The 20947-nt window shown below is 60.0% G+C and carries 27 protein-coding genes; all 27 read left to right on the top strand.

Translation table 11 applies throughout. The annotated features are described in order from the left end of the window. The first annotated feature begins 36 nt into the window (after nucleotides 1-36). The 27 genes from lexA to yqeK all read left to right on the top strand — a co-directional run bounded on the left by lexA (nucleotide 37) and on the right by yqeK (nucleotide 20938). On the top strand, nucleotides 37-651 hold the full coding sequence (gene lexA / locus ADJ74_RS00310; protein WP_039980857.1) for a transcriptional repressor LexA: 615 nt from the start codon (nucleotides 37-39) through the stop codon (nucleotides 649-651). A 282-nt stretch (nucleotides 652-933) separates the two neighbouring features. Continuing rightward, nucleotides 934-2043, top strand: a complete 1110-nt coding sequence (gene cbiD / locus ADJ74_RS00305; RefSeq protein ID WP_050340992.1) for a cobalt-precorrin-5B (C(1))-methyltransferase CbiD — start codon at nucleotides 934-936, stop codon at nucleotides 2041-2043. Next, entirely contained in the window at nucleotides 2040-2684 is a 645-nt protein-coding gene (cbiE, locus tag ADJ74_RS00300; RefSeq protein WP_253271705.1) for a precorrin-6y C5,15-methyltransferase (decarboxylating) subunit CbiE, read from the top strand. The genes cbiD and cbiE overlap by 4 nt, the downstream gene beginning before the upstream one ends. After that, entirely contained in the window at nucleotides 2681-3256 is a 576-nt protein-coding gene (cbiT, locus tag ADJ74_RS00295; protein ID WP_050340988.1) for a precorrin-6Y C5,15-methyltransferase (decarboxylating) subunit CbiT, read from the top strand. Before cbiE ends, cbiT begins: the two co-directional genes overlap by 4 nt. Before the next feature lie 7 nt (nucleotides 3257-3263). Continuing rightward, entirely contained in the window at nucleotides 3264-4019 is a 756-nt protein-coding gene (cobM, locus tag ADJ74_RS00290; protein WP_050340985.1) for a precorrin-4 C(11)-methyltransferase, read from the top strand. Beyond that, nucleotides 4016-5104 carry a cobalt-precorrin 5A hydrolase gene (locus ADJ74_RS00285; protein WP_050340983.1) on the top strand — a complete coding sequence of 363 codons (1089 nt, stop codon included), beginning with the start codon at nucleotides 4016-4018 and terminating at the stop codon, nucleotides 5102-5104. Before cobM ends, ADJ74_RS00285 begins: the two co-directional genes overlap by 4 nt. Beyond that, entirely contained in the window at nucleotides 5092-5847 is a 756-nt protein-coding gene (gene cobJ / locus ADJ74_RS00280; protein WP_050340981.1) for a precorrin-3B C(17)-methyltransferase, read from the top strand. Before ADJ74_RS00285 ends, cobJ begins: the two co-directional genes overlap by 13 nt. Beyond that, nucleotides 5844-6626: a precorrin-6A reductase gene (cobK, locus tag ADJ74_RS00275; protein ID WP_050340979.1), complete on the top strand. Its 783-nt coding sequence runs from the start codon at nucleotides 5844-5846 to the stop codon at nucleotides 6624-6626. The genes cobJ and cobK overlap by 4 nt, the downstream gene beginning before the upstream one ends. 9 nt (nucleotides 6627-6635) lie before the next feature. Next, nucleotides 6636-7271: a precorrin-8X methylmutase gene (locus ADJ74_RS00270; RefSeq protein ID WP_050340977.1), complete on the top strand. Its 636-nt coding sequence runs from the start codon at nucleotides 6636-6638 to the stop codon at nucleotides 7269-7271. A 10-nt stretch (nucleotides 7272-7281) separates the two neighbouring features. Beyond that, the gene (locus tag ADJ74_RS00265) at nucleotides 7282-8655 is read left to right on the top strand and encodes a cobyrinate a,c-diamide synthase (protein WP_050340975.1); all 1374 of its coding nucleotides are present in this window, start codon (nucleotides 7282-7284) and stop codon (nucleotides 8653-8655) included. Beyond that, the gene (gene cobU, locus ADJ74_RS00260) at nucleotides 8634-9206 is read left to right on the top strand and encodes a bifunctional adenosylcobinamide kinase/adenosylcobinamide-phosphate guanylyltransferase (RefSeq protein ID WP_050340974.1); all 573 of its coding nucleotides are present in this window, start codon (nucleotides 8634-8636) and stop codon (nucleotides 9204-9206) included. Before ADJ74_RS00265 ends, cobU begins: the two co-directional genes overlap by 22 nt. Beyond that, nucleotides 9207-10748 carry a cobyric acid synthase gene (locus ADJ74_RS00255; protein ID WP_050340972.1) on the top strand — a complete coding sequence of 514 codons (1542 nt, stop codon included), beginning with the start codon at nucleotides 9207-9209 and terminating at the stop codon, nucleotides 10746-10748. Next, complete coding sequence (gene cbiB / locus ADJ74_RS00250; RefSeq protein ID WP_050340970.1) at nucleotides 10745-11701, top strand: adenosylcobinamide-phosphate synthase CbiB; 957 nt, start codon at nucleotides 10745-10747, stop codon at nucleotides 11699-11701. The genes ADJ74_RS00255 and cbiB overlap by 4 nt, the downstream gene beginning before the upstream one ends. A gap of 11 nt (nucleotides 11702-11712) precedes the next feature. Next, a complete protein-coding gene (gene cobS, locus ADJ74_RS00245) occupies nucleotides 11713-12483 on the top strand; it encodes an adenosylcobinamide-GDP ribazoletransferase (RefSeq protein ID WP_050340968.1) in 771 nt (256 codons plus the stop codon). Further along, entirely contained in the window at nucleotides 12471-13349 is an 879-nt protein-coding gene (locus ADJ74_RS00240; RefSeq protein ID WP_050340965.1) for a GHMP kinase, read from the top strand. Before cobS ends, ADJ74_RS00240 begins: the two co-directional genes overlap by 13 nt. A 24-nt stretch (nucleotides 13350-13373) precedes the next feature. After that, complete coding sequence (locus tag ADJ74_RS00235; protein ID WP_050340963.1) at nucleotides 13374-13997, top strand: histidine phosphatase family protein; 624 nt, start codon at nucleotides 13374-13376, stop codon at nucleotides 13995-13997. Beyond that, nucleotides 13994-14365 carry a fluoride efflux transporter CrcB gene (crcB, locus tag ADJ74_RS00230; RefSeq protein WP_050340961.1) on the top strand — a complete coding sequence of 124 codons (372 nt, stop codon included), beginning with the start codon at nucleotides 13994-13996 and terminating at the stop codon, nucleotides 14363-14365. The genes ADJ74_RS00235 and crcB overlap by 4 nt, the downstream gene beginning before the upstream one ends. A 168-nt stretch (nucleotides 14366-14533) precedes the next feature. After that, nucleotides 14534-14845: a 50S ribosomal protein L21 gene (rplU, locus tag ADJ74_RS00225; protein WP_006691324.1), complete on the top strand. Its 312-nt coding sequence runs from the start codon at nucleotides 14534-14536 to the stop codon at nucleotides 14843-14845. Nucleotides 14846-14848: 3 nt separating this feature from the next. Continuing rightward, complete coding sequence (locus tag ADJ74_RS00220; RefSeq protein ID WP_050340959.1) at nucleotides 14849-15169, top strand: ribosomal-processing cysteine protease Prp; 321 nt, start codon at nucleotides 14849-14851, stop codon at nucleotides 15167-15169. Then, nucleotides 15166-15468, top strand: a complete 303-nt coding sequence (rpmA, locus tag ADJ74_RS00215; RefSeq protein WP_006691322.1) for a 50S ribosomal protein L27 — start codon at nucleotides 15166-15168, stop codon at nucleotides 15466-15468. Before ADJ74_RS00220 ends, rpmA begins: the two co-directional genes overlap by 4 nt. A gap of 122 nt (nucleotides 15469-15590) precedes the next feature. Beyond that, nucleotides 15591-16874 carry a GTPase ObgE gene (gene obgE / locus ADJ74_RS00210; RefSeq protein ID WP_050340956.1) on the top strand — a complete coding sequence of 428 codons (1284 nt, stop codon included), beginning with the start codon at nucleotides 15591-15593 and terminating at the stop codon, nucleotides 16872-16874. A gap of 13 nt (nucleotides 16875-16887) precedes the next feature. Beyond that, the gene (locus ADJ74_RS00205) at nucleotides 16888-17187 is read left to right on the top strand and encodes a YhbY family RNA-binding protein (protein ID WP_050340954.1); all 300 of its coding nucleotides are present in this window, start codon (nucleotides 16888-16890) and stop codon (nucleotides 17185-17187) included. After that, nucleotides 17184-18308: a glutamate 5-kinase gene (gene proB / locus ADJ74_RS00200; protein ID WP_050340952.1), complete on the top strand. Its 1125-nt coding sequence runs from the start codon at nucleotides 17184-17186 to the stop codon at nucleotides 18306-18308. The genes ADJ74_RS00205 and proB overlap by 4 nt, the downstream gene beginning before the upstream one ends. A 12-nt stretch (nucleotides 18309-18320) precedes the next feature. Beyond that, nucleotides 18321-19616 (top strand): glutamate-5-semialdehyde dehydrogenase, encoded by a 1296-nt coding sequence (locus ADJ74_RS00195; protein WP_050340950.1) that lies wholly within the window; start codon nucleotides 18321-18323, stop codon nucleotides 19614-19616. Continuing rightward, on the top strand, nucleotides 19604-19753 hold the full coding sequence (locus ADJ74_RS11335) for a hypothetical protein (RefSeq protein ID WP_172664491.1): 150 nt from the start codon (nucleotides 19604-19606) through the stop codon (nucleotides 19751-19753). Before ADJ74_RS00195 ends, ADJ74_RS11335 begins: the two co-directional genes overlap by 13 nt. Before the next feature lie 5 nt (nucleotides 19754-19758). Beyond that, nucleotides 19759-20379 carry a nicotinate-nucleotide adenylyltransferase gene (nadD, locus tag ADJ74_RS00190; protein ID WP_050340948.1) on the top strand — a complete coding sequence of 207 codons (621 nt, stop codon included), beginning with the start codon at nucleotides 19759-19761 and terminating at the stop codon, nucleotides 20377-20379. Continuing rightward, nucleotides 20363-20938 carry a bis(5'-nucleosyl)-tetraphosphatase (symmetrical) YqeK gene (gene yqeK, locus ADJ74_RS00185; protein ID WP_050344130.1) on the top strand — a complete coding sequence of 192 codons (576 nt, stop codon included), beginning with the start codon at nucleotides 20363-20365 and terminating at the stop codon, nucleotides 20936-20938. Before nadD ends, yqeK begins: the two co-directional genes overlap by 17 nt. Nucleotides 20939-20947 lie beyond the last annotated feature (9 nt).

The raw sequence follows: 20947 nt of genomic DNA, 5'->3' as shown, positions 1-20947 counted from the left end.
AATAGTATGTATGCGGACCTGTCAGGGGGTATCACGGTGAAGAAGACAAGAATATCCACGCGGCGGCAGTCGGAGATCTTGGACTACATCAAGGAGTTCTTGGTGGAGAAGGGGTATCCGCCCTCGGTTCGTGAGATCGGTACGGCGGTCGGGTTGAAATCCAGTTCGACGGTGCACCGCTATCTGTCGATGCTCGAGGAGAACGGCATGATTCGCCGTGATGCGACGAAGCCGCGCGCGATCGACATCATGGGGGAAAATCCGTGGGGGCGTACGATCCCCGTACCGCTGGTCGGTGTTGTGACGGCGGGCGAGCCGATCCTCGCCGAGCAGAACGTGGAGGATGTATTCTCCTTCCCGCGCGGGCTTCTCGGGACGGCGGAGGATGTGTTCATGCTCCGCATCCAGGGGGACAGCATGATCAACGTCGGCATCTTCGACGGTGATTTCGTGCTCGTGCGTCAGCAGCCGACAGCGAACAACGGCGATATCGTCGTGGCGCTCGTCAACGGTGAGTCGGCGACAGTGAAGCGTTTTTTCCGTGAAAAGACCTGCATCCGCCTGCAGCCCGAGAATGATTCCATGGAGCCGTTCTACGAGACGGATGTCCAGATTCTCGGCAAGGTGATTGGGCTCTATCGTAATATTTGACAGGACACTGGGGAGCACTGTGTAAAATGCACGGTGCTCCCTTTTCATTTTGTCGGCAGAGTGTTATAATAAATCAGTTTTTCTTCGATAAAGGAATCACTGATAAAATGAGGTCTGCCAGATTGACATAGATTTTTTCGTCCGAACGAGGTGGAAAACCGGACGCAGAGTGGTGCTCTGTGGAGGATTTTCTGCCGAAGTGCGGGCAAAAAAGATGCGTCAAGATGGTTGTACCGAATTTATCAGTGCTTCCTAAATTTCTTGTTTTGACGGAGACGATGTATGGCGACAGAACTGCGCAGCGGATATACGACAGGTGCGTGCGCGGCAGCCGGGGTCAAGGCGGCATTTCTCTTTTTGCAGGGGAAGCCGTGGCAGGAGATTTCCCTCACGGCACTGGACGGAACGCCGCTGACGATTCCCGTCAAGGCGGTCACACGCACGGAGGACGGGATCTGTGCAGAGGTCGTCAAGTTCTCGGGCGATGATCCCGATATCACGAACGGCGTTTCCGTCTATACGACGATCCGGCTATGCGATGATGCCGATAGGATTGTGTTCCGTGCGGGCGAGGGGGTCGGCACGGTGACAAAGCCGGGGATGAGCCTTCCTGTCGGTGAGCCGTCGATCAATCAGGGACCGCGTGAGCTGATCCGACGCGTTGTTGCCGAGATGACGGGACGGGAGGATACCGGTGCAGAGGTGACGATTGCCATCCCGGCCGGGACAGAACTGGCAAAGAGAACGCTCAATCCCGTGCTCGGCATTGAGGGCGGCATCTCCGTGATCGGTACAACGGGCGTGCTTCGCCCCATGTCTGAGGAGGCGTTCAAGGACTCCCTTGTTCCGCAGATTGATGTAGCACGTGCGGCGGGGGAGGAGGTGCTCGTCTTTGTTCCCGGGAAGATCGGGCAGCGGATTGCCCTCTCTCTGGGGATTTCGCAGAAGGCGATTATCGAGACGAGCAACTTTATCGGCTTTATGCTGGAGCGCGCCGCCGAGCGCGGTACAAAGGGCGTACTGATTCTCGGTCATACGGGCAAGCTCGTGAAGATTGCCGCCGGTATTTTCCATACACATAACCGCATGGCGGATGCACGGCTGGAGACGCTCGCGGCGTATGCTGCCGCTGAGGGGCTCAGCCAGACGGATGTGCGCGCCGTACTGGCGGCGAATACGACGGAGGATGCCCTGGCGGTGATCGCGTCGGCAGGGCTCGCTGAGCGGGTCTGCGCGGTGATCGCCGCACGCGTGCGTATCCGTGCGGAGCGGTATCTCTTCGGGAAAATGAAGGTCGGTGCCGTCATGGTGAATTTCGCGGGGGAGATCCTCGGTGTGGATGAGCAGGCGCGGGCTTTTGCCGATGCCTGCGGATGGAGACTGAACGCATGAGACATACGATCACCGTCGTCGGCATCGGCCCCGGCGACCCCGCCTATCTTCTACCGCAGGCACGGGCGGCGATCCATGACGCGTGCGTCCTCGTCGGCGGGCGACGCGCGCTCGCCGATCTTGCTCCTGCGGGGGTGCGTACGCATGCGATCGGAGCGGATATTGTAGAGGTGCTGACCTTTATCCGGGATGCGCTCCGCGACGATGATGTGGTGGTCATGGTCTCGGGAGATCCCGGCTACTACTCGATGCTGGATGCTCTGCGGCGGACGTTTCCGCCAGAGCAGATGGCTGTGATCCCGGGCATCAGTTCGATCCAATTTGCCTTTGCACGGCTCGCCCTGCCGTGGCACGATGCGCGCCTGCTCAGTTTTCACGGGCGCGAGCCGCGGGCAGAAGAGCTCTCGCGTACGGCAGAGGCCGTGCTCGGGATGCTGACGGACGGGAAGCACAACTCGCAGACCATCGCGCAGCGGCTGCTCTCCTCGGGCTGGCGTGCAGATGACGTGATGTATATAGCGACGCGGCTTTCCTATGCGGATGAGAACATTGTTCGGACGACGCTGGGAGATGCGGCGCATGATGAGGGAATTGGGCACGGCGTGATTATCGTCTGTGCGGTGAAGGAGGATGATGCATGAATCTCGGCATAAAAGATGATGCCTTTGTGCGCGGAAATGTGCCTATGACAAAAGAGGAGATACGAATCCTCACGCTTGTCAAGGCGCAGATTGCCCCCGATGCTGTCGTCTATGATGTCGGCGCGGGAACGGGCTCGCTCTCGGTGGAGGCGGCGCATCTTGCACTGCAGGGGCATGTCTACGCCATCGAAAAAAATCCCGAGGGGATCACACTCATCAAGGAGAATGCGGCACGTTTTTCCACACGGAACCTCACGGTGGTTGAGGGGGCGGCTCCCGCCGCGCTGGACGGGCTTCCCCATCTCGATGTCGCCTTGATCGGCGGCAGCGGACGGCGTCTGCCCGAGATTCTGGACATCATCGGAACGCGGATGCAGAGCGGCGGACGCATCGTGGCAAATGCGATTACGATGCAGACGGTCGCCGCCTGTCTGGATTATTTCCATGCGCATGCGGAGCTCTATACCTATGAGGCTATACAGGTGCAGATCAGTCGGTTGGAACGCGTCGGCCCCTACGATATGGCAAAGGCACTGAATCCGATTTATATCATTACGGCACAGAGAAAGTGAGGAATACATGATTCATATTGTCGGTGCGGGTCCCGGTGACCCTGAGCTCATCACAGTGAAGGGCGCACGCTATCTGGCTGAGGCGGATGTCGTTATCTATGCCGGCTCGCTCGTGAACCCCGCACTCCTCGATTTCTGCAAGGAGGAGGCGGAGATCCACAACTCGGCGCACATGACGCTCGATGAGGTCATTGAGGTGATCGCGCGTGCGGAGACGGCAGGAAAGATGACTGTGCGTCTCCATACGGGTGACCCTGCGATCTATGGGGCGATCCAAGAGCAGATGGACGCATGGGAGAAGCGCGGCTTTTCCTATGATGTCGTGCCGGGTGTTAGTTCTTTCCTCGGGACAGCGGCGGCGCTGCGGCAGGAGTATACCCTGCCCGGCATCTCACAGACGGTCATCATCACGCGCAACGAGGGGCGCACGCCCGTGCCGGAGCGCGAGAAGCTGCGCAGTCTCGCTGCACACCATTCGACGATGTGTATTTTCCTCTCGATCACGATGATCGAGGAGGTGGCGGCAGAGCTGACAGCGGGCGGGTATGAGCCGACAACGCCTGTCGCCATTGTGCAGCGCGCGACATGGCCGGAGCAGAAGATCCTGCGCGGTACGCTTGCGACGATTGCGGAGCAGGTGAAGGCGGAGGAGATCGACCGCACGGCGATGATCGTGGTCGGCGACTGCCTCGATGCGGTGTATGAGCCGTCGCGGCTCTATGCTGCCAATTTCTCGCACATGTTTCGGGATGCAAAGCAGTGAGAGCGGCTGTCTTTGCCCTGACGGACGGCGGAGCTGCGCTTGCGGCGCGTCTGTGTGCCGCCCTTGACGGAGAGGCGCAGCTCTATTTGCCGGAGCGGCTGCGCGGCAGTACACCTACGGCAGGAGATACTGCCTATTTTGCCCATCTGTCCGCGGCGATGACGACGGCGTTTTCACGCTATGATGCACTCGTCTGTGTCATGGCGACGGGGATTGTCGTGCGTACGCTTGCCCCCTGTGTCCGCAGCAAACTGTACGACCCCGCCGTGATCGTCTTTGACGAGCAGGGGCGGCATGGAATCAGTCTCCTTTCGGGACACGTCGGCGGGGCGAATGATCTGACACGTACGCTTTGTGCGGCGGTGGGTGCGGATCCCGTCATCACGACGGCAACGGACGTGACGGGGGTGCTCGCTCCCGATGCCGTCGCCGCGCGGCTTGCCCTGCGCCCTGTGCCAAAGTCTGCCATACAGGTGCTGAATACGGCGCTCATGGCGGGCGAGGAAGTGCACTACGATATCGACAGTGATCTGCCGCAGGCTGCCTTCTATGAGGCGCAGCTGCGGGAGCAGGAGATCGGCGCACGGCTCTTTCGCGGCGCGGTTCCCCCTGCGGATGGAGCGAGCTGTCGCGTTGTCATCGTTGGGGCGGAGAATGTGCCTGCCGCTGCGGAGGAGCGGACGCTCTATCTTGTTCCGCGGCGCCTGATCGCGGGCGTCGGATGCCGTGCCGATATAACGGAAGCGCAGATTCTCCGTGCGTTGACGGAGGCATGTGGGATGATCGGACGGGAACCGTTTGCCATCGACCTTTTTGCGAGTACCGAGGTCAAGCGCAATGAGGCAGGGCTTCTCGCAGCCGCGCAGACGCTCGGCCGTGAGATTGTCTTTTTCCCGCAGGAGGCGCTTCGGCAGATGATTGAGGACTATGGTCTGACCGAATCGGATTTTGTGCGGAAAACAATCGGTGTCGGAAATGTATGTGAGGCGGCGGCACTCTGTGCAGCAGGCGCGGAAGGCGGCCGCATGGCACTCGGGAAAACAGTATTTGGGAAAGTGACGGTGGCACTCCTATGGGAAAAATAAGTGTTGTGGGCATTGGCCCCGGCAGTACGGATGATATGACCTATCGTGCACATCGCACGATTGAGGAAGCGACGGCCGTTGTCGGCTACAGCCGCTATATCCAGCTGATTGCCGATCTGGTCGAAGGGAAAAAGGTGCTCGATACAGGCATGACGCAGGAGATCGATCGCTGCCGTGCGGCACTGGAGGAGGCAGCAGCGGGGGAGAATGTCGTCGTGATCTCGAGTGGCGATGCCGGCATCTATGGCATGGCCGGGCTGGTGCTCGAACTCCTCATGAAGATGGATGAGGAGCAGCGTCCCGAATTCGGCGGCGTGATCCCGGGTGTCTCGGCAATGAGTGCGGCGGCAGGGCTCCTCGGCGCGCCGATCATGCACGATTTTGCCGTCATCAGTCTTTCTGACCTCCTCACGCCGTGGGAGCTGATCCAGGAGCGTGCGGAGCTCGCGGCGAAGGGAGACTTCGTCACGGTGCTTTACAATCCGCGCAGTCATAAGCGTGTCGGCCAGATCCAGGCCGTGCAGGAGATCTTCCTGCGTGAGCGCACGCCCGAAACGCCCGTCGGCATTGTGACATCGGCGAGCCGCGAGGGAGAGAACGTGGTGATCTCAACCCTCGGTGCGTTCACCAGGGAGGACATCAATATGTTCTCGATTGTGATCATCGGCAACTCGAAGACGAAGCAGAACGGGCAGTGGATGATTACGCCGCGCGGCTATCAGAAGCGGGAGCCGGGACTGTGATCTTCACGGCAGCGGGGACGCAGGACGGGCGTGCCGTCGTCCGCCGCCTCTGCGAAGCGGGATATGACGTGACAGCATCCGTCGTGAGTTCTTATGGGGAGCAGCTGCTCGAGGCGCAGAGTGCGGCAGGCGGGCATCTGACGGTACATGATACGCCGCTTGATGCGGATGAAATGACGGCGTATTTCAGGACGCACGGCGTTCGCGTCTTTGTCGATGCAACGCATCCCTACGCCGTCAATGTTTCGCGCAACGCCATGGCGGCGTGTGCGGCGGCAGATGTTCCCTACATCCGCTACGAACGCGATCTGAGCGATATCTCGTATGAGAAGGTGCATCTCGTACACTCCTATGAGGAGGCGGCGGAGACCGCGGCGGGCTTGGGGCGGCATATCTTTCTGACGACGGGCAGCCGCAATCTGGCGCGCTTTGTCCATGCAGCAGCGGAGTTTGACTGCGTGCTGACGGCGCGCGTTCTGCCGACGGCGGAGGTCGTGGCACTCTGCACGGAGCTGGGGCTGACGCCCGCGCAGATCATTGCGATGCAGGGGCCCTTTTCCCGTGCGCTGAACCGTGCCATGTACGAGAAGTACGAAGCAGATGTGATCGTGACGAAGAACAGCGGCACTGTCGGCGGGACGGATGCGAAGTTTCAGGCGGCAGAAGATCTCGGTCTGCCTGTCGTGGTGATCGACCGCCCCGTGCTTTCCTATCCGCATCTGGCCCATACGGCGGAGGAAGTTCTGACATTTGTTGCTGATATTTACGATAGAAAATAGGAGACCTTCATGGATTTTATCAAAGAGCCAATGACCATTGAAAATCGCAGCATGGAGCTGATCGCACCGCATCTGGCGGAGCTGCATCTCGACGAGCGTGAGACGAAGCTCTACTCGCGTCTCATTCACGCCTCGGGAGATGTGGGCTATGCGCCCATTACGCGCGTACACCCGCAGGCGATCGACGCGGCGATTGCCGCGCTGAAACGCGGGGTCGATATCTATACGGATGTCGAGATGGTGCGTACGGGCATCAACAAGAAGAAACTCGCCTCGTTCGGCGGTACGGTGCACTGCTTAGTGGCAGATCCCGATGTTGCCGCACGCGCAAAGGCGGAGGGGATTACGCGCTCAATGGTCGCCATGCGTACGTTTGGCAAGGATATGGACGGCAGTATCGTCGCCATCGGCAACGCACCGACGGCGCTCTTTGAGGTTCTGCGCCTGGTCCGTGAGGAGGGGATTCGCCCCGCCTGTATCGTTGGTATTCCCGTCGGCTTTGTCGGTGCGGCAGAGTCCAAGGCGGAGCTCGCCGCAAACGGCATCGTTCCCTACATCACGGTCGAAGGGTCGAAGGGCGGCAGTCCGATTGCGGCAGCGGCAGTCAATGCGCTGATGTATATGATCGACAACACCCGTCCCTGAGGAGCACATCATGCAGTGGAATATTCCGCGCATCGTGATCGCGGCAACGCAGTCGGGGGCAGGAAAGACAACGCTGACGGCAGGACTGCTTGCGGCACTGCGGGCGCGCGGCCTTTCCGTACAGTCCTTTAAGGTCGGACCCGATTACATCGACCTCGGCTATCATCGTATTGCAGGCGGGCGTACGGGGCATAATCTGGATACATGGCTCGTGCCCGAGGCACGGCTCGCGGAGATCTTTGTCCGCGAATGCCACGGCGCAGATATCGCCGTGATCGAGGGGGTGATGGGGCTGTACGACGGCGGCCGGCGCGGCATCAGTTCGACCGCCGCCATCGCAAAGGTTCTGGATGCGCCCGTGCTCCTCGTCATGGATGTCAAATCCGTCGGAGCTTCTGCAGCGGCGACAGCACTTGGCTTCCGCCGCTACGATCCGAACGTAAACCTCGCGGGTGTACTGCTCAACCGCCTTGGCAGCGGGACACATGAGGCGATGGTCCGCACGGCTATGGCGGGGATCGATATGCCCGTCTATGGGTCGCTGCGCCGCGATGCTTCTTTTGTCCTTCCTGAGCGTCATCTTGGCCTGACCCCCGTGGAGGAGCATGAAGCGCAGGCGATGATTCAGTGTCTTGGGGCATGTGTTGAGACAGGGCTCGACATCGACCGCATTATGGCTCTGGCGAATACGGCGCCGCCCCTTTCGTCTGCAGCGGGGGAGGAACTCCCGCCGCTGCATCCGTGCCGCATTGCCGTTGCGCGCGATGAGGCGTTTTCCTTCTACTATGCGGCGAGTCTCGACGAACTCCGTGCATGCGGCGCGGAGCTGGTGGAGTTCAGTCCGCTGCACGATACGGCACTGCCGGATGTGGACGGCATCATCATCGGCGGCGGTTTTCCTGAGATGTTTGCCGCAGATTTGGCGCGGAATACGGCGATGCGCTCTGCGATACGTGCAGCGTCGGAGGCGGGGATGCCCATCTACGCTGAATGCGGCGGTTATATGTATCTCATGCGCTCCATGGTGGATTTTGCGGGAGCAGAGCATGAGATGGCAGGGGTGTTCGCGGCGCGGGCGCGCATGACCGAACGCCTGCAGATGGTCGGTTACGTGGAGGCGGAGCAGACAGAGGATACGATACTCGGTGCGGCAGGGCTTATCCTGCACGGGCATGAGTTTCACTTTTCCGTCGATGAGACGGAGGCGGAAGAGGCGGATCGCCCCTTCCGCTTGACGAAACTGCGCAGCGGCGCGCAGTATCCAGCAGGACATCGTCGGAGTAATACGCTTGGCAGTTATCTGCACCTGCACTTTGCAGGATGCCGCAGTGCGGCGGAGCATTTTGTGGAGGCGTGTCATCAATGGGGCAGATCATTCTCGTAACAGGCGGCGTCCGCTCGGGCAAATCCTCGTTTGCCGAACGCTGTGCGGCGCGCTGCGCCGCAGAGAGCGGCACGGCCGTCGCCTATATTGCGACAGCGCAGATCTATGATGCAGAGATGCAGCTGCGCGTTGATCTGCATCAGTCGCGCCGTCCCGCAGACTGGACGACCTACGAGGCACCGTTTTCCTCTGAGAATGCCATACGGGAGGCGGGGAAGGCGCACGGCGTCATCCTCTTTGACTGTGTGACGATGTTTCTCAGCAACGATATGCTCCAGTATTCGGAGGAGGAACAGGAGCGCGACTCCTTTGCACGCCATGTCGAGGCGCGTATCAATGCGCTCATTCGTGCCGCTGAGGAAGCCGATGCGACGACGATTTTTGTCACGAATGAGGTGGGGGACGGGATCGTTCCCGCCAATCGCCTTGGGCGGCTCTATCGGGATATGGCGGGGCTTGCCAATCAGCAGCTCGCCCGCTGCGCGGCAAAGGTCTATCTCGTCACCTGCGGCATTCCCGTTGATCTAAAAAAACTGGCGGAGGCGGTGTAAATGGCAAAGAGCATCATGCTGATGGGGACGAGTTCCCACGTCGGCAAGAGCATCCTGACGACGGCACTCTGCCGTATTTTTTATCAGCAGGGCAAGCGTGTCGTGCCCTTCAAGGCGCAGAACATGGCGCTGAATTCCTATGTCACGCTCGATGGGCGGGAGATGGGAAGGGCACAGGTTGCGCAGGCAGAGGCGGCGGGACTCGCCCCCGAAGTCAATATGAACCCCGTCCTCCTCAAACCGACGGGGAACGCGCAGTCACAGGTTGTCATCATGGGCGAACCGGTCGGCAATATGAGTGCGCGGGAATACCACACGGGCTATTCGCTCAAGGCGTGGGAGGCCGTTGCGGTGTCGCTGGATCGCCTGCGTGCCGCGTATGATCTGCTCGTGATCGAGGGTGCGGGCAGCCCCGCCGAGATCAACCTCAAGGCAAACGATATCGTCAATATGCGCGTGGCAAAGCATCTCCGTGCGCCTGTCCTCCTGATCACCGACATCGACCGCGGCGGTGCGCTCGCCTCTCTCGTGGGGACGCTGGAACTGCTCGACGCGGAGGAGCGCGCGCTTGTCAAGGGGCTTGTCATCAACAAATTTCGCGGTGACGTGAGCCTCCTGACGCCTGCCCTTGACTTTTTGGAAAAAAAGACGGGAAAGCCCGTCCTTGGGGTCATCCCGCACATCGACGCGCTCGGCATCGACGAGGAGGACTCCGTCTCCCTCGACGAGCAGCACTATGGCGATGCGGCCGCCCTCGATGGACAGCTGTGCATCGCGGTCATTCGCACGCCGAAACTCTCGAACTTTACGGACTTTGACGCGCTGGCACACGAGCCGGATGTCGCGCTCTACTATGTGCGCACGCCCGAGGAATTGGGGCATCCGGATCTCATCCTCCTGCCGGGCTCGAAGAATACGACGGAGGATCTCCTCCACATCCGACAGGTAGGCCTCGCGGATGCTATTCGTACGTGCGTCACGGCGGGAACGCCGCTCTTTGGGATCTGCGGCGGTTATCAGATGCTCGGGGAGAGGATCTCCGACCCGCTCCATACCGAGTCGGAGCATGATGCGGTGGAGGGGCTGGGGTATCTGCCGCTCACGACGACCTTTGCCGCGCGCAAGCATCTGAGGCAGGTCACGGCGGACTGTGCAGCGTTTCCCTTCTTGGGGGAGAACATCTCTGTGCACGGGATGCGGGGCTATGAGATCCACATGGGCGACACCACATTTGCCGAGGAGGTATGCCGTCCCTTCCGCATCGTCCGTGCAGGCAATGCAGGAGAGTCGGTATGGGACGGTGCGGTCTCGGCAGACGGGCGAATCGCGGGCACGTATATCCACGGCATCTTTGACGACGATCATTTCCGTCGGGCAGTGCTCAATCGCCTGCGCGCGCGGCGCGGCATGGAGGAGCTTCCCATCCAGTACCGCTACGGGGCGGAAAAGGAGCACGCCTATGACCGCCTGGCTGCGACGGTGCAGCGGAGTCTCGATATGGATCAACTGGCGGCGATCATTGCGGCCGGAGATGCACGATGATCGCCTCGCCCATCGCCGCCATGGCGGCGTTTTTTCTCGATACGATGGCGGGAGATCCGCAGAACCGCCTGCATCCCGTCGCCTTTCTCGGGCGATTTATCGGATGGCTGGATCGGCACCTCTATCCATCCCATGGGGGAGACGACAGGAAGTTTGCCATGGGGACGCTGCTGGTGCTGATTGTCCTCTCAATTTCCTACGCTGCGGCGGAGGGGCTGATCCTTGCCGCGCGGCATCTGCCTGTGGCATGGGGGGCAGATGTCCTCGAAATCATCCTGCTCTATTTCTGTATCTCTCCACGGTCACTGGCAAAGGCGGGGCATGAAATCTATGCCCTGCTCGACGGGGACAACCTTGTGGGTGCACGGGTGCGCGTCGGCTATATCGTCGGGCGGGATACGGCGGAGCTCGACGAGGAGGACGCTGCGCGCGCGGCGATTGAGACCGTCGCGGAGAATACAGTGGACGGGGTCATCTCGCCGCTCTTTTTCTTTCTCCTCGGCGGCGCGCCGCTCGCCGTGCTCTATCGGGCAGCGAATACAATGGATTCCATGCTCGGCTACAAGAATGACCGCTATCTTTACTTCGGGCGTATGGCGGCGCGTGTAGACGATGTGCTGAACTATGTTCCCGCGCGCATCACGGGCATCCTCTTTGTGATGGCGGCGTTTCTCCTGCGCTATGATGCACGCAACGCACTCTTTATCCTGCGGCGCGACGCGGCGGGACATCCCAGTCCGAACGGCGGATATGCAGAGGCACCTGTGGCGGGCGCGCTGCACATTCGACTCGGCGGCATCAACTACTACTTTGGGCAAAAGCACTTCCGCGCCTATATGGGCGACGCCCACATGGACATTGCCCCCAAACATATCTTGGGCGCGATACGGCTCATGTATACGGTGACGGTTCTCTTTCTGCTCTTTGCCTATCTGTTCTCGCTCTATCGTTAAGGATCGGTTCTATGCATTCTTTTTTGATTGGCCTTCAGTTTCTCACACGGATTCGCTTTGTCCGACAGACGACATGGACGGCGGAGGACTTTGGGCGCAGTACGCGTTTTTTCCCGTTGGTGGGGCTCGTGCTCGGCCTGTGCTACATGCTTGCGGCGTGGGTGCTCATCTATTTTCTCGGGATGCGGTCGCTGACGTGTGTGCTGATCCTCATCCTGCCGATTCTTTTGACGGGCGGCATCCATGCGGATGGCTTTATGGATACGGCGGACGGCATCTTCTCGGGGCGGGAGCGCGCGCGTCAGCTCGAGATCATGAAGGACAGCCGTGCGGGCGCATTTGGCGTCGTTTCTTTCGTCATGCTCATGTTCGTGCAGTTTGCCCTGATCTCCGATATGCATCCGCTCCTCTTTGTGCCCGCACTCTTTGTCATGCCGATCATCGGCAGGCTTGCCATGGTGCTTGCGATCGCGCTCTTTCCGTACGCCCGTCCGGAAGGCGTCGGAAAGACCTTTGCCGATATGGCAGACCGACGCACTGTTCTCATCGCTGCCGTGACGACAGCGGTGTTTGTCCTGCCGTGGGGTGTGTTGGCGGCACTCTCGCTGCTCTTAGGCGTGCTCTTTGCACTTCTTCTCTGCCGCACGATCACCAACATCCTCGGCGGCGTGACAGGTGATGTCTATGGCGCGGTCACCGTATTGACGGAGACTCTGGTTCTCGCCGTATTTTCTCTGGCATCAACACATCCGAACATTTGGGGGTTATTATGGAAATTATAGCAAAGGCACCTGCGTCCTGTGGGGAGTTGATCGAGGGCGCTCTCGCGGGAACGCCGTTTCTCGTCACTGCACCGATCAGCATGTATGCGACGGCGACAGTTTCGGATGCGTTCACGGGGATGCATGGACTGGGAACGAAGGCGCAGGAAGCACTACGTCGGACGCTCGCCCACATCGGCGAGGAGGCGTTTCGCTTTGGCATCCGCCTGGAGACGGAGATCCCGCAGGGAAAGGGAATGGCGTCCTCGAGTGCGGATATAGCAGCGGTCTCCTATGCCGCAGCACGCGCATACGGACGGGAACTGACGGGACGCGAGATCATGGACATCGCCATCGCCATCGAGCCGAGTGACGGCATTGCCTTTGCGGGGCTTTCGCATGTCAGTCATACGACGGGGGAACTGTTCGGTCAGTACCATAATGTTCCGCTGCTCGGCATCTCCATCTTTGATGCGGGCGGTGAGGTCGATACCATCGCCTACTATCAGAGCAAGGGCAATGCAGGCGACCAGGACGACGCCTACCGCGCGCTGCTGCATACGGTCGATCAGGCATTTGCCGTGCGTGGGGCAGAAAAAGAGCGTCTCCTCGGACAGGCGGCGACTGAGAGCGCACGGCGCAACCAGCAGCACCTAGAAAAGCCGGAGCTGGAACGCTTCATCACGGCGGCGCAGAGCAGAGGGGCGCTCGGTGTACTGGTGGCACACAGCGGTACGGTGGTCGGTGCACTCTGGGCATCCGATCTGTCGACGGCGGCGATCGACGCGCGTACGCAACAGCTGGCACAGGAATTTTGCGGCACGTATGCCTTTATGCGTCAGGAACGGCTGATCTCGGGCGGCGTTGTCTGTGAGATTCGCGCATAGAAAATCATAGGAAGGGGAAGGGAAATGACGGAAATTATCATCATACGTCATGGGGAGACCGAGTGGAATAAGACGGGACGTTTTCAGGGACAGTCAGATGTGCCGCTCTCACCGGAGGGACACGCACAGGCGACACTGCTCGGACAGCATCTCGACGTCGACCATGCAGATGCGTTCTATGCAAGTGACCTCATACGGACGATGGAGACGGCGGCACCGCTTGCAGCGCGGCTCGGTCTGACCGTCGTCCCCGATTCTGCCCTGCGTGAACTTCACTTCGGGGCATGGGAAGGGCGCTTCTTCAGTGAGATCAACACCGAGGATCCCGAGACGCTGAAGCATTTTTACCGTGATCCGGAGCATGCGAACATCCCGGACAGTGAGGATTTTTCCGTATTCCAAAAGCGCATCGCAGGGCGCGTGCGCACGATCGCCGCAGAGCATCGCGGTGAGCGCGTCATCATCGTCTCTCACGGGGCGGCGATCCGCATTCTGATCGCTGACATACTCGCCATGCCGATCCGCTCGATCTGGCATGTTTCTCAGCTCAACACGGCGGTGAACTGCATCCGCTTCGAGGACGACGGTTTTGCTGTATTGACGCGCATGAACGATGTGGCACATTTGCGTGCGGGGACGGTACAATGAGCGTCCTTGCCGTCGGGCTTGGCGGTGCGGTCGGAGCGATTCTGCGCTTTTTGCTGGGACAGGTCGTGCCGAAACTCGGGAGCGGTTTTCCTCTTGCTACGTTTGCTGTCAACGTCCTTGGCTGTTTCGCCATCGGCGCCGTTGTCGGTCTGGCGGGACGTCAGAGCGGCCTTGACCCGCGCCTTGTCCTCTTTCTCCAGACGGGGATATGCGGCGGCTTTACGACATTCTCCACCTTTTCGTTGGAAACGCTTTCTCTCATCGAGAACGGAAAGCTCGCCGTCGCCCTTGCCTATATCGCGCTGAGCATCGTGCTCGGCATCCTTGCCCTCCTGCTGGCAAAGCATCTGGTGAGTGGGTGGGAATAGGGGCTGTCCAATCTCCGCCTTGACAACTGCCCTTTTCATATGCTATTATCCCGTAATGTAGGCGCATAGCCTGTTTGGGCGAAAGCCCATCCCCAACCGCACGGCGAGGTCATACAATCGGCGCTGCCGAACCGCAGCCGGCGAGTAACGTGATAGGGAGGTGTTTTCATGTATGCAATCGTAAAGACGGGCGGCAAGCAGTACAAGGTCGCTGAGGGCGATACCATTTTTGTGGAGAAGCTCGAGGCGGGCGAGGGCGAGGCTGTCGTTTTCGACCAGGTTCTGACCGTTGTCAATGGCGCAGATGTCAAGATCGGTCGTCCGATGGTGGACGGTGCGAAGGTGACGGGCAAGGTCGCGGCACACGGTAAGGGTAAGAAGATCCTGGTCTTCAAGTACAAGGCGAAGTCGAACTATCGCAAGCGTCAGGGTCATCGTCAGCCGTTCACGAAGGTCGTTATCGAGAAGATCGAGGGCTAATCCGTGATTTCGGTCAAGATCTTCGTGAATGAAGACGGGATGATCGACGGCTATGCTGTTTCAGGGCACAGCGGAACGGCGGCACGCGGACAGGATATTGTCTGTGCCGGCGTATCTGCGCTCACGCAGTCCGCGCTTCTCGGTATGATGGAGCATCTGCATCGCGCCGTCACTTATGACATTGCGAGCGGCAACCTCCGTGTGCGGCTCTCTGAACCGCCGGATGAACGCAGTGAAGCGATTCTGCGAACCATGTGGATGGGCCTCGCAGAGATTGAAAAGATCAGCCCGAAAGGCATTCAGATTCAGGAAGTAAAGGGGTGAACAATTTGTTCTCGTTTGATTTGCAGCTTTTTGCACATAAAAAGGGCGTCAGCTCGACGCGCAACGGACGTGACAGCCACTCGAAGCGCCTTGGCGTGAAGGAGCAGGCAGGCACGCATGTGACGGCAGGCAGCATCATCGTGCGCCAGCGCGGCACGCATTTCCATCCGGGGCACAATGTCGGCATCGGCAAGGACGACACGATCTTTGCAAAGATTGACGGCAAGGTTGCCTTTGAGCGCAAGGGACGCCATCAGCGTCAGATCAGCGTGTATCCGCTCGCGGGTGCAGCGGTCTAAGAGCACACGGAAGTTTGATATGCAGAGATGCCTGTACGCTCTAGTACAGGCTCTTTTAGAAGCTGTTTTCGCAGGTGGGTGCACTTGCGGGAACAGCTTATTGTGTAAAGAGGGAGGGACGTATGCAGTTTATCGATCGTGCCCAGATCACGGTGAAGGCGGGGGACGGCGGTCATGGAAAGTCCGCGTTCCGCCATGAAAAATTTATGCCCAAGGGCGGTCCTTCGGGCGGTGACGGCGGACGCGGCGGTGATGTAATCTTTCGTGCCGACCGCAATCTGAATACGCTGCTCTCCTTTCGCTATCGCCGCAAGTTCGTCGCGAAGAACGGCGAGAATGGTGAGTACAAGAACCAGTTCGGTAAAAATGCGCCGCCTCTCTATGTCGATGTCCCGCCCGGCACGATTGTGACGGACGAGGCGACGGGAGAGGTGCTTGCCGACCTCGCAGAAGTCGGGATGGAGGCGGTGATTGCACGCGGTGGACGCGGTGGGCGCGGGAATGCCAAGTTTGCCAACTCTGCTAACCGTGCACCGTCCTTTGCTGAGTTCGGCGAGCCGGGCGAGGGACGAAAGCTTCGTCTTGAGCTGAAACTGCTCGCCGATGTTGGGCTGGTCGGCTATCCGAGTGTCGGGAAGTCGAGCCTTGTTGCCTCCTGCTCGGCAGCACGTCCAGAGATTGCAGACTACCATTTTACGACGATTACGCCTGTCCTCGGCGTTGTCCAGACGGACTATGAGAAGAGCTTCGTCATGGCGGATATTCCGGGCTTGATCGAGGGCGCCGCCGATGGCGTGGGGCTAGGGCATGACTTTCTGCGCCATGTGGAGCGCACGCGGCTGATCCTGCACATTGTGGATGCATCCGGGATCGAAGGCCGTGACCCGGTGGAGGATTACGACAAGATCAATGCGGAGCTGGCACGCTACAGCGAGAAGATTGCACGGCGTACACAGTTCCTCGTCGCCAATAAGATTGATCTTCCCTCTGCGGCGGAGCATCTGCCGCGTCTGAAGGAGCTTGCTGCACGGGAGGGGCTCGCGTTCTTTGCGATCTCTGCGGCGACGCGTGAAGGCGTGCAGGAGCTGATCGATCGGGTCGGTGCGTGGCTGGACGCCTATGTCCCTGAGCCGGAGGCGGAGGAGGACGATGTCGTCGTCTACGATCAGAATGCGGACGATGACGAGAAGGTGACGATCTCACGCAACGATGCGGGCGATTTCGTCGTCTCGGGAAAGGCAATCGAGAAGTTGGTCGCCATGACCAATTTCAACAATGATGAAGCCGTGCGCCGATTCCAGTATATATGGCGGCTCAAGGGGCTGGATGAGAAGCTCCGTGCACGCGGCATCAAGGAAGGCATGACCGTCCACATCGGTGATATGGCGTTCGACTATCAGGATTAACGGAGGAAAGACGTTGCTGCGAAAATCACTTTCCAGTAAGCAGATACGAAAGCTGCGCTCCCTCGGCATGACGGAGGAAGCGGTCGTCATGATCGGCAAGGAGGGAGTCAGTCCTGCTGTGGTGGCATCCGCACGCGAGGCGATCAAAAAGCGCGAGCTGATCAAGGTGCGCGTTCTGCAGAATGCGCCGGAGGAACCGGCGGACGCGATTACCATGTTGGCCGAGCGCGCCGACGCCAATCTCGTTCAGGTGATCGGCAGGAACGGGCTCCTGTTCAAACGAAACTTTGACAAGCCGAGGATTGAGCTGTGAATGCGCGGACGCGTCTCTCCGAGGCGAAGCGCATTGTCGTAAAGGTTGGAACAAGTACGCTGACGCATCCCTCGGGCGGAATGAATCTGCGCCGCATCGAACATCTTGTGCGTGAGCTGATCGACGAGGCCAATCAGGGCAAGGAGATTCTCCTCGTTTCCTCCGGTGCAATTGCGGCGGGAATGAATGCGCTCGGCATGAAGGAACGTCCTGCAGCGGTGCCTGCGCGGCAGGCTCTTGCGGCGATCGGACAGGGATACCTTCTCCACATCTATGAGAAGCTCTTTCATGAGTATGGACGAACGATGGCACAGGTGCTCCTGACAAAGGAGAATGCGGCGCGTCATCATCAGTACATCAACTCGCGCCGTGCCCTTCTCGCACTGCTCGATATGCAGGTCATTCCCATCATCAATGAGAACGACGCCGTGGCGGTGGATGAGATCAAAATCGGAGACAACGACAACCTCTCGGCAGTTGTTGCAGCACTTGTCGATGCCGATGCGCTCATTATCCTCTCGGATATCGACGGGGTATATACGGCAAACCCGCGGACGGATGCATCGGCGCAGCTGATCTCCGAGATCGCAGAGATTACGCCCGAGATTGAGCATCTTGCGGGCGGGGCCGGATCAGCACAGGGTACGGGCGGGATGCAGACGAAGATCGAGGCGGCGAAGATTGCCCGCAATGCCGGTGCGACGATGGTGATTGCGCGCGGTGATGAGGACGGCATCATCCGCAACATTCTGCGTGGGGAGGAGATCGGGACGATCTTCCCTGCGCGTGAGGCACATCTCAGGACGCGCAAGAGCTGGCTCGCCTTTGGCAAGAAGCTCGCGGGAGAGCTTTCTGTCGATGCCGGGTGCGCGGCAGCGATGCAGCGCGGCGCGAGTGTTCTCGCTGTCGGTGTGACGGCAGTAGACGGTGACTTTGCCGCGGGCGAGATGGTGCGTGTGCTCAGCCCTCTGGGGCAGGAGATTGCCCGTGGGATCACTGCCTACGGCGCGGCGGATACAGCACGGCTGATGGGGCATCAGACACAGGAGTTTCAAGGTCTTGTCTCGGACGCATTACATGAGGAGATCATACACCGGGATAATTTGGTGCTGATGCAGTAAGGAGCGATGGCAATGATGGAGCAGGCAGTGCGGGCACAGGCAGAAGCGGCAAAGGAGGCATCCTATGCTCTTGCGGTGCTCTGCAGTGATGTGCGCGATGCGGCGCTGCATGCGATGGCGACGGCGCTGACGGAGCACGCGGCGGAGATCCTGCAGGAGAACGCCGCTGATGTGACAGACGCCGAGGCGGCGGGTGTGCGCGCTTCCTACATCGACCGTCTGCGGCTCACGTCGGAGCGCATTTATGCGATGGCGGAGGGGCTGCGGCTGACCGCAGCGCTTCCTGACCCGCTTGGACGGGAGGACTACGCTGTGCGCCGTCCGAATGGTCTGGAGATTCACCGTGTCCGCGTACCGCTCGGGGTTGTCGGTATGATCTACGAGGCGCGTCCGAATGTGACGGCGGATGCGATCGGGCTCTGCCTGAAGTCAGGAAATGCCGTGCTCCTGCGCGGCGGCTCAGATGCACTGCGCTCTAACGCGGTCATTGCCGATGTTCTTTCGCGCGCTGCCTATGCTGCCGGCATTCCTGCGGGAGCCGTTCAGATGCTCGCGATGAAGGAGCGCAGTGCCGTGGATGTGATGACGCATCTCACAGGGCTGCTGGATGTCCTCATTCCACGCGGCGGGGCCGGGCTGATTCGCCACATCGTGGAGAGCAGCAGTGTCCCCGTGATCGAGACGGGATCCGGCATCTGTCATATCTATGTTGACCGCGGCGCGGACCTCACGATGGCGTGTCGTATCGTGCGGAATGCCAAGGTTTCGCGCCCCTCGGTCTGCAACGCGGCAGAGACCGTGCTCGTACACCGTGATATTGCCGCTGCATTTTTGCCGCAGATGGCAGAGCAGCTGCGTGCCGATGGGGTGGAGCTGCGCGGCTGCGCAGAGACGTGTGCGATCCTCAGCGACGTGCCTGCGGCAACGGAGGAGGACTGGGCGACGGAGTACGGTGATCTCATCCTCTCCGTCCGTGTCGTCGCGGATATGGATGCCGCACTGCGGCACATCAATCGCTATGGGACGGGGCATTCCGAGGCGATTGTGACGAATGACATCCGTACGGCACATACCTTTCAGCAGAGGGCTGATGCTTCGACGGTCTATGTCAATGCCTCGACGCGATTTACGGACGGGTTCGAGTTTGGCTTTGGTGCGGAGATCGGCATCAGCACGCAGAAACTTCATGCGCGTGGTCCGATGGGCCTCGAGGCTCTGACGAGTACGAAGTATCTTGTCTATGGCGAGGGGCAGGTGCGGGAAAATACGCCTGTCGCATCGGAGTCGTGCGGCGGATGCGGCGCCTGATCGGATATTGGCGCACCATGCGGCAGTATGCAGCATCACCGAAGGGGCGGCATGATCTTCGTGACTATCTGTATGCAGGCGCGACCTTCCTGCTGCTCTGCATCGTTCTTCTGCTGGCAATCTGCATCACGAGGTGAATCGGATGGAAAAACGCATCGGAATCATGGGCGGAACGTTCGACCCGATTCACATGGGACATCTGATCACGGCGGAGATGGTGCGCGCGGAGGCAGCGCTGGATGAGGTGCTCTTTATCCCGTCGGCACGCCCTCCGCACAAGGACGGCACCCATGCGGCGTCCATTGTGGATCGTTTTGCCATGACGGCGTGTGCCATACAGGACAATCCGAACTTTTCTCTTTCGGACATGGAACTGCGTCGGGAGGGACCGTCCTATACGGTGGATACCATAGCGGCGCTCCACGACCAGTTTGACGGGGCGGCGCTTTTCTTTATTACGGGCGCAGATGCGATGAATGATCTGTACCGATGGCATGAACCGCACCGTCTGCTGCGTTCCTGTCAGTTCATCGTGGCGACGCGGCAGGGGACGCCGCTTGATGAGACGCTTCTCGCAGAGCAGTTTACAGCGGAGGAGCGCCGCCACATTCACGTCGTTCCGACACCGCATCTGGAGATCTCGTCGACGATGATCCGCGCACGCGTACGCGCAGGAAAATCCATCCGGCATCTTGTACCGCGTGCCGTAGAGGAGTATATTGTAGGGAGGGGGTTATATCGTGCGCATGAACATGACGTATGAGGAGATGCGCGCTCGTCTGGCAGAACGTCTCGCACCGGGACGCTATCAGCATTCGCTCGGGGTGGCGGATACGGCGGCGGAACTGGCACGGCGCTTCGGCATGGACGAGGAACGCGCGCGTACCGCAGGGCTTCTGCATGACTGCGGACGCACCTACGCGACAGCGGAGCTTCCCGGAGAGGCGCGGCGGCGCGGGATTCCCATCGGCAGGATCGAGGCGGCGATGCCCCTGCTCCTGCACGCCTACGTGGGCGCCTATCTCATCTATGAGGACTATGGCGTCGATGACGCGGGCATTGCGCAGGCGATCTGGCGGCATACGGTTGGGGGAAGAGGGATGACCGCGCTCGATCAGATCATCTATTTTGCAGATATGATTGAGCCGTCGCGTGACTATCCGGAGGTGGAGCATCTGCGGGAGCTCGCGCGTACGGCATCACTCGACGCGATGCTGCTGGTCGGACTCACGGAGTCCATCCGATTCGTTCTGAAAAAGGGAGGGCTCGTTCATCCGGATACGGTGGCGGCACGGAACGAACTGCTTTTGCGGCAGCGCTGAGCAGAGGGA

It is taken from the genome of Selenomonas sp. oral taxon 478 (assembly GCF_001189555.1).
Classification (GTDB): Bacteria; Bacillota; Negativicutes; order Selenomonadales; family Selenomonadaceae; genus Centipeda; species Centipeda felix.
Note: the sequence above shows the minus strand (reverse complement) of the source record. Positions and strands in the feature narration are given on the sequence as shown.

Bases quoted from the DNA above. Each gene is read 5' to 3' on its own strand.
- cbiD (WP_050340992.1), top strand. From the start codon at position 934: ATGGCGACAGAACTGCGCAGCGGATATACGACAGGTGCGTGCGCGGCA.
- cbiE (WP_253271705.1), top strand. From the start codon at position 2,040: ATGAGACATACGATCACCGTCGTCGGCATCGGCCCCGGCGACCCCGCC.
- cbiT (WP_050340988.1), top strand. From the start codon at position 2,681: ATGAATCTCGGCATAAAAGATGATGCCTTTGTGCGCGGAAATGTGCCT.
- cobM (WP_050340985.1), top strand. From the start codon at position 3,264: ATGATTCATATTGTCGGTGCGGGTCCCGGTGACCCTGAGCTCATCACA.
- cobJ (WP_050340981.1), top strand. From the start codon at position 5,092: ATGGGAAAAATAAGTGTTGTGGGCATTGGCCCCGGCAGTACGGATGAT.
- ADJ74_RS00270 (WP_050340977.1), top strand. From the start codon at position 6,636: ATGGATTTTATCAAAGAGCCAATGACCATTGAAAATCGCAGCATGGAG.
- ADJ74_RS00265 (WP_050340975.1), top strand. From the start codon at position 7,282: ATGCAGTGGAATATTCCGCGCATCGTGATCGCGGCAACGCAGTCGGGG.
- cobU (WP_050340974.1), top strand. From the start codon at position 8,634: ATGGGGCAGATCATTCTCGTAACAGGCGGCGTCCGCTCGGGCAAATCC.
- ADJ74_RS00255 (WP_050340972.1), top strand. From the start codon at position 9,207: ATGGCAAAGAGCATCATGCTGATGGGGACGAGTTCCCACGTCGGCAAG.
- cbiB (WP_050340970.1), top strand. From the start codon at position 10,745: ATGATCGCCTCGCCCATCGCCGCCATGGCGGCGTTTTTTCTCGATACG.
- cobS (WP_050340968.1), top strand. From the start codon at position 11,713: ATGCATTCTTTTTTGATTGGCCTTCAGTTTCTCACACGGATTCGCTTT.
- ADJ74_RS00240 (WP_050340965.1), top strand. From the start codon at position 12,471: ATGGAAATTATAGCAAAGGCACCTGCGTCCTGTGGGGAGTTGATCGAG.
- ADJ74_RS00235 (WP_050340963.1), top strand. From the start codon at position 13,374: ATGACGGAAATTATCATCATACGTCATGGGGAGACCGAGTGGAATAAG.
- crcB (WP_050340961.1), top strand. From the start codon at position 13,994: ATGAGCGTCCTTGCCGTCGGGCTTGGCGGTGCGGTCGGAGCGATTCTG.
- rplU (WP_006691324.1), top strand. From the start codon at position 14,534: ATGTATGCAATCGTAAAGACGGGCGGCAAGCAGTACAAGGTCGCTGAG.
- obgE (WP_050340956.1), top strand. From the start codon at position 15,591: ATGCAGTTTATCGATCGTGCCCAGATCACGGTGAAGGCGGGGGACGGC.
- ADJ74_RS00195 (WP_050340950.1), top strand. From the start codon at position 18,321: ATGATGGAGCAGGCAGTGCGGGCACAGGCAGAAGCGGCAAAGGAGGCA.
- ADJ74_RS11335 (WP_172664491.1), top strand. From the start codon at position 19,604: ATGCGGCGCCTGATCGGATATTGGCGCACCATGCGGCAGTATGCAGCA.
- nadD (WP_050340948.1), top strand. From the start codon at position 19,759: ATGGAAAAACGCATCGGAATCATGGGCGGAACGTTCGACCCGATTCAC.
- yqeK (WP_050344130.1), top strand. From the start codon at position 20,363: ATGAACATGACGTATGAGGAGATGCGCGCTCGTCTGGCAGAACGTCTC.